Source organism: Kitasatospora sp. NPDC041917 (genome assembly GCF_055589745.1).
Genome location: NZ_JBVJBI010000002.1, coordinates 63,410 through 77,087, shown reverse-complemented (window position 1 = coordinate 77,087; position 13,678 = coordinate 63,410). Strand labels below are relative to the sequence as shown.

At 72.3% G+C, this 13,678-nt stretch carries 9 protein-coding genes; 8 read left to right on the top strand and 1 reads right to left on the bottom strand.

Annotation, left to right across the window (positions count from 1 at the left end):
• Positions 1-132 precede the first annotated feature (132 nt).
• The 6 genes from ACZ6EM_RS02480 (at position 133) to ACZ6EM_RS02455 (ending at position 10,661) form a co-directional block, all read left to right on the top strand.
• A complete protein-coding gene (locus ACZ6EM_RS02480) occupies positions 133-402 on the top strand; it encodes a DUF2087 domain-containing protein (protein WP_401045158.1) in 270 nt (89 codons plus the stop codon).
• 118 nt (positions 403-520) lie between these two features.
• The gene (locus ACZ6EM_RS02475; RefSeq protein ID WP_359909696.1) at positions 521-862 is read left to right on the top strand and encodes a PadR family transcriptional regulator; all 342 of its coding nucleotides are present in this window, start codon (positions 521-523) and stop codon (positions 860-862) included.
• Positions 859-1,773 (top strand): hypothetical protein, encoded by a 915-nt coding sequence (locus ACZ6EM_RS02470; protein ID WP_401045159.1) that lies wholly within the window; start codon positions 859-861, stop codon positions 1,771-1,773. The genes ACZ6EM_RS02475 and ACZ6EM_RS02470 overlap by 4 nt, the downstream gene beginning before the upstream one ends.
• 152 nt (positions 1,774-1,925) lie before the next feature.
• Complete coding sequence (locus ACZ6EM_RS02465; protein ID WP_465771426.1) at positions 1,926-2,783, top strand: DUF4184 family protein; 858 nt, start codon at positions 1,926-1,928, stop codon at positions 2,781-2,783.
• A gap of 140 nt (positions 2,784-2,923) precedes the next feature.
• Positions 2,924-9,040, top strand: coding sequence for a glycosyl hydrolase family 18 protein (locus tag ACZ6EM_RS02460; protein WP_465771425.1), 6,117 nt, complete (start codon positions 2,924-2,926; stop codon positions 9,038-9,040).
• Between the two features lie 466 nt (positions 9,041-9,506).
• Positions 9,507-10,661, top strand: coding sequence for a hypothetical protein (locus ACZ6EM_RS02455; RefSeq protein ID WP_465771424.1), 1,155 nt, complete (start codon positions 9,507-9,509; stop codon positions 10,659-10,661).
• An 85-nt stretch (positions 10,662-10,746) separates the two neighbouring features.
• On the opposite strand, the gene ACZ6EM_RS02450 is transcribed toward ACZ6EM_RS02455, so the two are convergent.
• On the bottom strand, positions 10,747-10,914 hold the full coding sequence (locus ACZ6EM_RS02450; protein ID WP_401045169.1) for a hypothetical protein: 168 nt from the start codon (positions 10,912-10,914) through the stop codon (positions 10,747-10,749).
• Positions 10,915-11,595: 681 nt separating this feature from the next.
• Between ACZ6EM_RS02450 and ACZ6EM_RS02445 the strand changes: the two genes are divergently transcribed.
• Positions 11,596-13,530 (top strand): ABC transporter ATP-binding protein, encoded by a 1,935-nt coding sequence (locus ACZ6EM_RS02445; protein WP_465771423.1) that lies wholly within the window; start codon positions 11,596-11,598, stop codon positions 13,528-13,530.
• Positions 13,527-13,667, top strand: a complete 141-nt coding sequence (locus tag ACZ6EM_RS02440) for a hypothetical protein (protein ID WP_465771422.1) — start codon at positions 13,527-13,529, stop codon at positions 13,665-13,667. Before ACZ6EM_RS02445 ends, ACZ6EM_RS02440 begins: the two co-directional genes overlap by 4 nt.
• The last annotated feature ends 11 nt before the right edge of the window (positions 13,668-13,678 follow it).

The following is a 13,678-nucleotide window of genomic DNA, read 5'->3' as shown; positions in this document are numbered from 1 at the left end:
GATGTCGGTGATGTGCGGTGGAGCGGCCGGAACCCCCGGCCGGCGGAAAACCGGATGACGCACGGCGTCGTGCTCTGGCAGCCTCGGCGGACGAAGCACCCGAGGAACCGCCGACCTGCACAGGAGCGACCGATGTCCGAGCCGCCCGCGAATCTGGCCGCCCTGTTCCGGGACGGCCGGCTGACGGCGATCCCGCGCAAGGCGGGCCCCCGTACCGCCCTGCTCGACCACCTCGCCACCCTCTTCGAGCCGGCGCGGGAGTACGGCGAGCCGGAGGTCAACGAGGCCCTGCGCACCGTGCACGACGACTGCTCGGCGCTGCGCCGCTACCTGGTGGAGAGCGGTCGGCTCACCCGGACCCGCGACGGTCGCAGCTACCGGCGCGCGGCCGGCGGCGTGTGAGCGGAGCAGTGGCGTGGCAGGGGTGGCGTCGGTACGGGCGAGCCGCTGAGGGCCGCCCGGCGGCCGCGACGCGGCCCGCCGCGTTGAGATGCTCCGGCGGAGTGACTATCTTCGTCGGGTGAGTGAGCGCGTGATGCAAGAGCCGACCGTGATGGTGATGACAGCCCTCGCGGACGCACCGCGGCACGGGTACGCCATCGCGCAGGAGGTCAAGGCGATGACCGGCGGCCGTGTCGCGCTGCGCACGGGCGCCCTGTACGGGGCCCTGGACCGTCTGCTGGCCGACGGCATGATCGAGGTCGAACGCGAGGAGATCGTCGACGGCCGGGCCCGGCGGATCTTCACCCTGTCCCCGGCGGGTCGGGAGCGGCTGGCGGCGGAGGCCGAGCGGCTGGCCGAGACGGCGAGGGAGGCCAATCGTCGGCTGTCCGCCGCGCGGCCGTCGCCGTCCGCCACGTGATCGACCGTGTGGTGCGGCTGTATCCCGCCGCCTACCGGCAGGCCCATGGCGAGGAGGTCGCCGCGACCTTCCGGGAGATGACGGCGGGGGAGCCGCTGGGCTCGCGGCTGCGCGACGGCGCGGGTCTGGCGGCGCACGCGCTGCGGATGCGGCTGGGGGCGGGCCCGGCGGCTCCGGCCGCGCGGGTCCTGGGCCTTGCCCACCCCTTTGCCCTGGCCGCCGCCGCGGCCGGGTGCGGTCTGCATCTGCTGCGCTGGTACGCGAGCCTCGTCGCGTCCCCGGCCCCGTGGGGGCTGCGGCTCGGAGTGGACCTGTCGGGGGCGTGGGGCGTGCTGCTCGTGTCGTCCCTCTTCGTCTTCGTGGGGGCGGCGTCGGCCCTGGCCGGACGGTGGCGGGCGGGGGTGCCGTGCACGGTGGCCGGGCTGCTGTCCTTCGCGGTGGCCGCGGTGGTCAGCGGGCCGGCCTTCGGCGACCCGGTGGCCACCCCGGCCGCGGCGGTCCTGTCGGCGGCCGTGGTGCTCGCCTGCCCGCCGGACCGGCGGGTGGAACGCGGTCGTGCGGGCCGCGCGGGACCGGCGGGCATGGCCGGTGCCGTGGTCGCGCTCGTGGTCGTGCCGCGGGCGCTGATCGATTCCCACGTGGTGCCGTGGGTCAGCACCGACTACGGGTGCTGGCCGCTGCTCGTCCTCGCCGCGGCCGGGGTCGTGCTGACCTGGCGCGGCGGGTCGCGGGGCGGGCGCGAGTCGGCGGCCATCGCCCTGGCGTCCCCGCCGCTCCTGGCGCATGCCTGCGTCACCGCGTGGGGTGACGTCACTGCCGTCGCGTGCCTGGTGGCCGTGGTGTCGGCGGCCGCGGTGGCGATGCTGCTCGTCGGTCGCCTGCGGCGGAACCGGGTGCGTTTCTCGGCCTGAGCTGCGCCTGTCGGCCTGAGTGCCCGTCGGTCCCGGCGGCCTGCCGCTGTCGAACATCGAAGCCGGAATCGGAGGGGCCGGCTGCGCCCCTGATAGTCCGTTTGACGTAGCATTCCGTTCGACGGACTATTGGGTCCTGCGAGAGGATGCCCATGCCGTTCACCCTGTCCCACCCCGCGGCGGTACTGCCCTTGATGCGGCGGCCCTTCAGCCGGACGGCGCTGGTCGCCGGAGCCGTCGCACCGGACCTGCCCTACTTCCTGGTCAGCACAGGCCTGCCCGTCAGCGCGCAGTCCTGGTTCGAGCCCTTCGCCAACGCCACCACCACGCACGGCGTTTCGGGTGTCGTCAGCGTCACCCTGCCGTACGCGCTCCTGCTGTGGGCGCTGCTCCGGGCGGCCCGGCGCCCGCTGGCCTTCCTGCTGCCGTCGTCCGTGCCGTGGGCGCCGTCGGGGGCTGCCGGTCCGCCGGTCCGGCGGGCCGGGTGGATCGTCCTGTCCGCACTGGTGGGTATTGCCAGTCACCTGGTCTGGGACGCCTTCACCCACGTGGACGGCTTCGTGGTCACCCGCACACCCTGGCTGGCCTCCACGCCGGTGGGCGGCCTCACCTGGGCGCGGGCCCTGCAGCACGCGAGCACGATCGGCGGCCTGGCCGCGATCGCGCTGTTCGCGTGGCGCAGGCGGGAGCACCTCCTCCCCGGCTCCGGTCGCCCCTGGCCGGTCGGCGGTCCGCGCCGCCAAGTCCTGCTCGCGATGGCCCTGTTCACGGCCGCCGGGGCTGTTGTTCACGCCTGGTGGTGGCGCGCCGGCCCGGAGGCGGAGACGGCCGGGCCGTCTGCGGCCGGCCTGCTCGAAGGCGTGCTGTCCGACGCGGCGAAAGGTGCGGGCGCCGGCCTGATCGCCGCCCTGGCCCTCTACGTCCTCGCGTGGTGGATCCGTCACGCGGTCACGGAAGCCCGGTCCGGCCGCTCCGGTGCGAGCGGAGCCGGCCCTGTGCGCGGCGATTGACGAGACGTTGATCGATTGTCTACCGGGTTCGTGCACCATCCGCCAGCTGAGGAAATTCCATCGAGAAAACGGAGTACATGAACATGCAAGGGCTGAGCGGGCGGACACGCCGCCCGGGCCTACGCCGGACCCCGGGCCAGTTGCTGCGCGCAGTCGCGGCCGCGCTCGCCACGGTTCTCCTGGCCACGATGATGGCCGTCCTGAACGGGCCCGCTGCTGCCGCCGCCGAAAACCCCTGGGTGCCGCCGCTACAACTCGCCGGCGAGCGGAACATCATGACCTGGAACATGCAGGGGTCGACCGCGGTCGAGACGGGCAGCACCTACGAACGGCTCAACCAGCTGTACAGCCGAGCCGTCGCCGACGCCGCCCGCGGTGCCGGCCTCGCTGAGCAGAAACGCGTCGTGATGGCGCTGCAGGAGGCGGGTGTCCCGCCCACGTCCTGGGCTCCGCTCCAAGCCGCCGAGTTGCAGAACCTCGTCATCCCCGACGGAGTGCGAGGCTACAAGCGGCGAGTGGGACGGGACTACACCTACCTGTTCCACGCGCAGACCATCGGCAACGACCCCGCCGGACGTGTCAACTCGGCGATCATGACCAACGAACTGCCCCGGCGCCTGGTCTACATCCCCGCTGTGGCCGGGACGCTGCGCCCCCTGATCGGTGTGGGCTACGGCGAGGACCATGCGAACGGGGAGTACTACTTCTCCTTCCACGCCTCCTCCGGGAACGGCGGCCGCGACATCGTGCCGATGCTCCGGCGCCTGGTGGCCGAGATGGGTCGACTGGAAGCGGAGGAGCACGAACGGCATGCGGTCAACTGGTACGTCGGCGGCGACTTCAACCTGGACCCGACCGTCCTCAGGGCTCGTCTCGACGGTCCCGAAGTCAACGGGCAGGACGTCCACATCGCCAGGCCGGAGCGATACACCCATCGAAGTCCCGACGGGACCACGAGCAAGTTGGACTACGTCGTCACCAACGACCCGTCGATGTCCGATGTGCTGGGGAGGGTGACGGATCAGACGGGCTACGCCGACCACGACACCGTCTCCTACGGACGGCGGATCGGTGGCGGCGCGCCCTGTACCAGGCCGAGGGCGGCAGCGCTGGAGGCGGCGGCACCGGAGGCGTCGGCCGACCCCTGCCCGCTTCCCGGTCAGGGCGCGATCGTGTCCATGGGTGACAGCTACATCTCCGGTGAGGGCGGCCGCTGGGCGGGCAATGCGCTCACCAAGGAGGAGGGGGACGTCTGGGGCACGGACCGGCGCTCCCGTTGCCCGGACGACAAGCAGGACTGCGTGTACGACACGACGTCCTACAGCAACGGCGGCAACCGGTGCGACCGCTCCGACGTGGCCCCCATCAAGGGAACGGAGTTCGAGGGCATCCCCGTCGAGCGGCGGTTCAACATCGCCTGTTCGGGCGCGACGACGAAGGACATCCTCACGGAGTCGCGCAACAACGAGAAGCCCCAGATCCAGCAGTTGGCCGACCTCGCCCGCACCAATGACATCAGGATGGTCGTCGTCTCCATCGGCGGCAACGACCTGAAGTTCTCCGACATCATGACGACGTGCGGAAAGGCCTTCTTCGGGCTGGCCGCGCCCTGCCGGAAGGAGAAGGAGGCGGAGTTCTTCCTCGGGCTGAAAACCGTGCGGGCCGAGGTCAGCAAGACCCTGACCGCGATCCGGGACGTGATGAGGGACGCCGGCCAGTCGGACTACCAACTCGTGCTCCAGTCGTACCCCAACCCGCTCCCGGCCAAGGACGACTTCCGCTACGAGCAGGGTGGGAGGACCAGCGATCGGTTCAGGACAGGGGGATGCCCCTTCCTCGACGAGGACGTGGACTGGGCCCGCAACTCGGTGGTGCCCCGCATCACCGAGATGCTGCGGCAGGCCGCGGGCATGGCCGGGGCGAAGTTCCTGAACGTGCAGGACACCTTCGCCGGGCACGAGTTGTGCGCGAAGTCGGCGGAGCAGGCGACGGACTCCAACAGCAATGCCGCTCCGTTGCCGGCGGCGAGGGCCGAGTGGGTCCGTTGGGTGCCGTACGTTCCCGGCGCCGGGTGGGCCACCCCCAACGCGCAGGGCGATGTCCAGGAGGCCGTTCACCCGAACGCGTTCGGTCAGCAGGTGTTGTCGCAGTGCCTGACCGAGTTCGCCAAGTCGGCGGTCGGCTCCGACCGGTACATCTTCACGTGCGCTGGTTCGGGCGACGGGATGAAGGTCGTTCCGGACGCGTCGGCGGTGCGTGAGGGCATCGTCCGGCTGCGCAACGCCCGGACGAACGAGGTGCTGGAGGCCGACGGGGACGGCAAGGACGACTACCTCGTGACCCGCACGGACGACGGGCGGGCCAGCCAGCGGTGGCTGCTGCACAACGTGGGCGAGAAGGTGACGCTGCAGGCGCAGCACAACGGGCGCTACCTGGACCTTTGGCACAACATCCTCAGCGGCAGGAACTGGGCGTACCTGGGCGGCATCGAGCGCGGTTGGTTCCGTTCGGCGACCGGTGACGGCCGGGTCGCGCTGTCCCTGGACGATGTCGACGGGACGAGCGGCTGCCTCACGCAGGACCCGGGGAAGCGGTCCGAGGACAAGAACTGGGCCAGTGTCGACTCCTGCGGCCAAGGCATCAACGAGAAGCAGTACTGGTACATCGAGTACCCCGACGACGTGGTCATCACCCCCCGCCAACCCGACACCGGCACGGACCCGCGCGAGGGCCAGCAGGTGGAGCTGCGCTCGGCCACCGGCATGGCCGCGCACCTGAGCGGTGGCAGCACCGACGCCGGGACGAGCGTCCAGGCCGCGGAACCCGACGGCAGCGGTGCCCAGCGCTGGGTGATGCGCTCGCTCGGCGGCGGCAACTGGCGGATCGCGGCCTCGGCGGAGCCGGACATGGTCGTGGACCACAATCCCGGGCCGCACACCACCCATCTCGTGCGGGCGGAGGAGGGCAACGCCAACCAGGTCTGGCAGCCGAAGGGCGCCGGCGGCGGCTGGTACACCCTGGTCAGCAGTGCCGACGGCGGCTGCCTGACGGCCGGAGGCGCGGGCGAGGCGCTCGCGGTGACGGCCTGCGACGCGAACAACCAGGCCCAGCGGTGGAAGTTCCGGGAGACCGGGACGGGCACGCAGGTGGGCACGATCCGCGGGCTGGAGGGCAAGTGCGTCGAGCCGCGCGGCGGCAGCCGGGACGACCGGACGCCCGTCCGCCTCGCCGACTGCGCCGGTTCCGACGGCCAGGCCTGGACGGTGTCGGCGGACGGCTCGCTGCAGTCGCTGGCCAAGTGCCTGGACGTGGACGGCGGGCGCGCCGACAACGGGACGGCCGTCCAGCTGTACGAGTGCAACGGGAGCCCCGCCCAGAAGTGGATCTACACCGCGCGGCAGGAGCTGCGGAACCCGAACTCCGGCAAGTGCCTGGACGTCCCCGACTCGGACACCTCCCGGCCGTTGCAGATCTACGACTGCAACCGCCGCGACTCCCAGAGGTGGCAGCTGTCCGCCCGCCCGGTGGGCCAGCCGGACGGTGGTGACGCGGGCGACCCGTTCGACGCCGCCCCGGACGACCGCGGTACCAAGCCGGCCGCCTCGGGGGACTGCCGTCCCGAGGGCATGGCCGTCACCCCGGGCGTGGCCGCCCGGTACTGCGACGTGTACGACGGCGCGGGCCGCGAGTGGGTCGGCAACAACCGCACCCGGCGCGTGGTGGGCTACTTCACCGGCTGGCGCGCGGGCGCGAACGGCGACCCGACGTACCTGGCGTCGAACATCCCCTGGTCGAAGGTCACGCACGTCAACTACGCGTTCGCCGAGGTGCGGGACAACCGGATCAGCATCGGCGACCCGAACGACCCGGCCAACCCGGCGACCGGCATGACCTGGCCGGGCGAGAAGAACGCCATGGACGCCTCGCTGCCGTACAAGGGGCACTTCAACCTGCTGAACACGTACAAGAAGAAGCATCCGGCGGTGAAGACGCTGATCTCGGTCGGCGGCTGGGCGGGCACCCGGAACTTCTACGCGATGACCACCAACGCCGACGGGTCGGTGAACCAGGCCGGCATCGACGCGTTCGCGGACTCCGTCACCGACTTCCTGGACCGGTACGGGTTCAACGGCGTCGACATCGACTACGAGTACCCGACCGCGCTGCCCAACACCGGCAACCCGCTGGACTGGGACGTCTCCAACCCCCGCCGCAAGGGGCTCCAGCAGGGTTATAACGCCCTGATGAAGTCGCTGCGGGAACGGCTGGACCGGGCCGGCACGGACAAGGGCCGCTACTACCTGCTGACGTCCGCGGGCTCCTCCTCCGGCTACCTGGTGCGCGGGTTGGACGCCGGACAGGCACTGCAGTACCAGGACTACGTCGACGTCATGACCTACGACCTGCACGGCTCCTGGAACAGGTTCGTCGGCCCGCAGGCCCCGCTGTACGACGACGGACGCGACAACGAGCTGGCGGACGCGGGCATCTACAACGACCAGGCGCCCGACACCAAGGACTTCCGGAAGGAGGGCTACTTCAACGTCGACTGGGCCTACCACTACTACCGCGGCGCGCTGCCGGCCGGCCGGATCAACCTCGGCATCCCGTACTACTCCCGCGGCTGGCGCGACGTCCGGGGCGGCACGGACGGGCTGTGGGGAACGGCCGCGATGCCGGACCAGGCCCAGTGCCCGCTGGGCACCGGCGGGCGCGGCCCGGCCAACGCGCAGTCCTGCGGGACGGGCGCGGTCGGGATCGACAACGTCTGGCACGACGTGGAGAACGAGCGGGAGGTCGGCGCCGGGTCGAACCCGCTGTGGCACACCAAGAACCTCCAGGACGGCCGGACCCCCGGCTACCTGCGGTCCTACGGCGTCGACACCAACCTGCCGAGCGGACGACTGACCGGCACGTACGCGGAGAAGTACTCGGACGCCCTCCAGTCGCCCTGGCTGTGGAACGACACCAAGAAGGTGTTCCTCTCCACCGAGAACGAGAAGTCGCTCGACGCCAAGGCCCGCTACATCGTCGACAAGGGCATCGGCGGCGCGATGATCTGGGAACTCGCCGGCGACTACGCCCAACGCCCGGGCGGGGAGTGGGGCATGGGCTACGACCTGACCACCCGCCTGGACAACGCCTTCAAGGGCGCCGGAGCCACCGGCAACAGCAAGGCCGGCGGGCGGCCGCAGCCGGCCGAGGTGATCGACGTCAAGGCCGAACTGGTGGACTTCCCCACCGGGGAGAAGGACTTCTATCCCGTCCAGCCGAAGCTGCGGATCACCAACGACTCCGGCGTCACGCTCGCCCAGGGCACCGAGATCGCCCTCGACCTGCCCACCTCGATGCCGCCGGTCGTCAAGGACAACGACTACAAGGAGATGAAGGGGCTCGTCCCCGGCCACACCGGCCCCAACACGGGCGGACTCAAGGGGGACTTCCACCGGCTCACCCTCACCCTCGGCTACTGCGAGGACCTGGCGCCGGGCAAGTCCCGGGACATCGACCTGAAGTACTACCTGCCGATCACCGGGCCGTCCAACGTGACGTTCAGGATCGGCGGCCGGGAGTACGGCTCGACCGGCGACCAGCGCCGCGACGTCCGGACCGTCGCACCGCCCGCCCCCGCCGCGGGCAACTCCTGCCAGGCACCGGACTGGAAGCAGGGCCAGGTCTACCGGCCCGACGGCGGACGGCTGTGGCGGATGTACGACAAGGGGGACAAGGGCTGGATGTTCGAGTACGGCGACAGCCCCGCCGGCAAGCCCATGATGATCGACGACAACCCCGACCAGTCCCGCGCCCACCTCGTGGAACTGATGGAACAGAACGCCAACCAGTACTGGCGGATCCAGCCGGCGGGCGGCGGCCTCTACACGATCGCCGGCGGCGGCCGGTGCCTGACCGCCACCGCCTCCCGGCAGGACCTCGCCTCCGTGGGGTGCGACGGGCGGGCCGAACAGAAGTGGCGGCTCGTCCCGATCGCCGACAACGGCAGTGAGGGAGCACCCGGCGGGCCGAAGCACAACGGCCTGTTCAAGCTCCGCTCGGCCGCGGGCAACGACATCGAACTCGCCGGCGGCGCCACCGCCCGGGAGACCCACCTGCTCACCGGCGACCCGGCCGCCTCGACGGCCGCGTTCGTGAAGTACCAGGGCTCCTACTGGTACGCCCAGTGGTACACCACGGTCGCCCCCGGCACGGCGGAGGCGAACGGCGGCCGGCCGTGGAAGAAGCTCAGCCCGGCGCCGTAGCCCCGGGAGACCACCGGCCCCGAGCCGGTCGGGCACCGCGTTCCCGCGGCGCCCGGCCGGCTCTTCGCTTCGCCGCCCACGGGCACGTCCGGCTGCTCGGACGCGGGTCTCCTGGTGGAGCTCCCGGTGTCCGGGGACGGGAGCGCCGCCATCGGCCGAGTCCGCAGGGCTGATCGGCCGGCCCGCGGCCCCGCAGTGCAGAACCGATGCCCTGAGGGGCCAACTTCCGTGCGCCAGGCCGCAACTGCCCTCCACGTTCGCCGACATCCCCGGTATAAAGAGGCGGAGGGGACCGAGGGGGTTCAGCATGCACTCAAGGGAACAGTCGCAGAAGGCCGGGCGTCCTCATCGCGACGCGGCCACCGCCCGACGGTCCGGCAGCGGCACACGACCCGCAGCGGAGGCCGCGTTTCCGAGGGGTGCCGAGGCCCTGCAGCGCACGGTCGGCAACGCGACGACGGCACGCATGATCGCGGAGCAGCGGGACGGCTCCGGCCCGGACGACCGCCGGACGGCGCCGGCCCTCCAACGCGTGGCGGGCGACCAGGCGGCGGCGCCGCGAAGGCCGCAGACGCGGATGGACCCGAACAACGTGCTGCGGATCTGCGGGGCCGCCACGTACGACGGGGAGACCGTCACACCCGGCGGACGGTCGTCCGAGCTGCGGAACATCGTGTGGGAGGACCACTGGGCCGCCATCTCCGAGGTGTGCAGGAAGCACAAGTACACCATCGCCGTCCGTGAGACCGGCGAACACTCCATCCGGCGCATCGCGGAAGGGGCCAAGCCCAAACCGCACACCATCCTGGAGAAGTCCATCAAGCCCGCGTCCGTGCGCAAGAAGTACGGCCCCGGGCCCGGGCAGACGCAGGGCGACCCGGAACGCGTACTGGAGTTGCTGGAGCAGCACGACCTGAGCGGCTTCGTCGGCCACTGGAACGCCGAGGGCCTGGCCGGCGTCCGGATCGCCCGCCTGCCCGGCACGATGACGGACCCGGAGATCGTCCGGACCGGCCCCAGGGGCGAGAAGTACGTGCCGATCGACATGAACGAGACGGACGGCGGTCCGCAGCTGGCCCAGCTGAAGACCGACCCGCGGTGGAAGCAGTACCTCTACACCGGGGACTACGACCTGCACGAGGTCTACTCCGCGCAGGGCGGCACCGGTGGCGGCCAGATCCCGGAGGCCACCCCCGAGAAGGCCAAGCTGCTCAACCGCCTCAACAGCGGGATCGCACGGAACTCCCAGGAGGAGGTGGTGCGCAGCGGCACGGTGGCCATGGGGAACGGCACCCTGCACATGGCCGCCGACTCCGAGTACGCCATGTTCCAGCACGGCGACCAGGCCACCTACCGGATGAACCAGTACCTGGAGGCGCAGGCTGCCGCGCTGGAGAACCAGGTCGCCCGGCAGGCGGCGCAACTGGTGCGGGCGGTGGCCACCGAGGCCGACGAGCCGCTGGCGTGGTGCCGGATGGGGCAGTGGTACGTGACCCGGAACCGGGAGGAGCACACGATCCTGCGGTCCCGCTGGAATCTCGCCGTGCCCCACACCTGGGGCGCCTCGGAGGTGGAGCGCACGGCCCGCGGCGGCTACCGCACGGCCGGCTACCTGGACTGACCGCACCGCCGGAACCGGTATGACGGGCCGGTGGGAACCACCGTCCGGCCGCGGCGGCAGGGCGACCGGCGAGCTGCCGGTCGACTCAGCGCTGCGCGGGGGCCTGCGCGGCCGGGGACCACGGTGCGGCCCACAGCGGGATCACCTCGACGGTGGCGGCGGAGCCGTGGGCGGGGGTGCCGGGGGTGCGCCCGGCCGTGGTGGGCTGTCCGGTGGTCGTGGGGAACGCGGTCGCGCTCGTCACAGTGGTCATGCCCGGCAACATACCGGGGGGCACTGACAGTGCCGGGTCGAGGAGTCCGGCCCGGCCCGTGGTGGGGTGAATCGAACGCTGGGGCCGGGTGCCGCTCCGAACACCTTCTCCTGAGGCGAAGGGTCGCGCGTTGCTCGGCGCGCGGCCGGCGCGGGTGCGCCCGGCGCCCGAAACCCGCTCGGGCGCCCGACTCCCCGAACGGGTGAATCCGGCGGCGGCCCCGCCCTGCGCGGCCGCCTCGTCCGCCGGGGTGTCCGCGGCTCCCTCGGACCCGGCCGGAAGACCGCGTTCGAACACGTTCTCGCCGCCTGCGCACTGGACTCCGCCGCCCTCCCGATCCCGTGGACGACCGAGTGGCGTGCGGTCCGGACCGCATGCGGAACGTGCTCGAAAAGTCCCCGTTCGACCCGGGCTCGCCCGGAGGCAAATCCACTTGAACGCCGCGCTCGAACAGCACCATCATCGGACGCCACCCACCCGTAACGACTCCGTCAATGCCGTCAACTCAGCCTGGCAGAAGCAGACTTGAGCTTCTCGTCCGGGCTGGTGCCGGTGCTTCCGCGCGTCCGCGCACCGCTCTTCGTCTGGAGGATCTGTGGCCTGTCACCCCACCCCGGCGACCCACGTCCCACCCGTCACGGCGGCCCTGGTGGCCCGTGCTTCGCGCACGGAGGAGATCGCGTGAGCGCCGCGACCGCCGCGACCCCGGCCGAGGCCGCCGACGAGGAACTGCGGTGGCTCGCCGACGGGCGCCGCATCGAGGCGATCGAGGCGATCGGCGTCAACGCGATGGCCCGCCGCCTGCCCGCGCTCGTCGTCCGCGCGTTCCGCCTCGGCTGGCGCATCGACCGCGCCTCCGTCACGCTGCTCCTGGTCTGCCAGGCCGTGTCCGCGGTGCTCGGCGCGGCCGGCCTGTTCGCGACCACCGGCACCATCTCGGCGCTGTTCGGCCCGGGCCGGGTCGACGACAAGCTCGCCCACGCGGCGCCGTCGATCCTCGTGATCGCGGCGGCGGCCGGCGCCCGCTCCCTGCTGGGCATCACGATCCGCACCATCACCATCCACCTGTCGCCGCGGATCTCCCGCGAGGCCGAAGCCGCGGTGCTGCGCGCCACCGTGGCGGCCGAGCTGACCGCCTACGACCACGCCGGCTACAACGACGAGCTGGAAGCCGCGGACCGCGGCGCCGAGGTCTGCGTGGACATCGTCGGGGAGGCGCAGAACCTGCTCGCCTCCCTCGCCTCGCTCCTCGGTGCGGCAGGCGTGCTGACGGTGCTCCACCCCGCCCTCCTGCCCTTGTTGGTGCTCGCCGCGCTGCCCCAGGGGATCGCGTCGGTGCACGTCGCCCGGGTGCAGTTCCTGGCGAACCGGGCCGCGGTCGGCGACCGCCGGATCATGGCCAACCTGCGCTGGTACATCCACCTCAAGCGCAACGCCGACCAGGTCCGCTCCGACACCATGGGCGAGTTCCTGCTCGTCAAGTACGACCAGGTCGGCCGGCGGCTGGACGCCACTTCGCGGCGGGCGGCGATGCAGAGCGCCCGGGTGTCGGTGATCGGGGCCGCCGCCTCCGGCCTCGGCAGCGCGCTGGTGTGGGCGGCGATGCTGTGGCTGGTCAGCACCGGCCGGATGAGTCTGCCGCGCGGCGGCGCGGCCGTGTTCGCCCTGACCGCGGTCGGCACCAGCCTGCGCGGCATCGTCGGCTACGGCGCGGACCTCTTCCGCACCGGCATGTACCTGGACGACTGGTCGAGCTTCCTCGACACCGCCGGCGGCCACCGGCCCCGGCGCGGCACCGAGGCCCCCGAGCCGCCGCGCCGGATCGCGGTGGAGAACCTCCGCTACGCCTACCCCGCCTCCGACCGCAAGGCGCTGGACGGAGTGAACCTGCACGTCGAGCGGGGCGAGATCCTCGCCCTGGTGGGGGAGAACGGCTCCGGCAAGACCACCCTCTCCAAGCTCCTGGCCGGGCTCTACCTGCCCGATGCCGGATCGGTGCGGTGGGACGGGCGCGACACCCGCGACCTCGACCCGCACGCCCTGTGGCGCCAGGTCGCCGTCGTCCCGCAGGACTACGCGCGCTGGCCGCTGACCTGCCGCGAGAACATCACGCTGGGCCAGCCCACCGCCGAGGGGGACGCGGCGGTGCTGCGCGCCGCCGACGCCTCCGGGGCGGCCGACGTCGTCGCCAAGCTCCGCCGGGGGCTGTCCACCCTGCTGGCGGTGGAGTGGATGGGCGGCGAGGAGCTGTCCGGCGGCCAGTGGCAGCGCCTGGCCATCGCCCGGGCGTTCCACCGCGAGGCCGGGCTGCTCGTCCTGGACGAGCCGACCGCCGCCCTCGACCCGCGCGCCGAGCACCGGATCTTCCAGAACCTGCGGGCGGTCGCGCGGGAACGGGCGGTCGTCCTGGTCACCCACCGGCTCACCAACGTGGCCGTCGCCGACCGGATCGTGGTGCTCGAAGACGGAAAGGTCCTCCAGGAGGGCACGTTCGCCGAGCTGGTGGCCGAGGAGGGCGGCCGGTTCAGGGAACTGTGGGACCTGCAGAACGAACGCACCGGCCTCCCGGCCCAGCGGACCCAGCCGGTCCGGGAGGACGAGGGGACCGACCAGTGATCGACCTCGACGTGCCGAGCCGCCCGGCCCTCCCCGACTGCACCGCGGGCGTCGCCGCCGGCACCACTGCCCGGGCCCTTGCCGAACTCGACCAGGCGGGAGTGGAGTTGACCGGTGTGCCGGTCGTCCACGTCTGACGCGAGGCGGC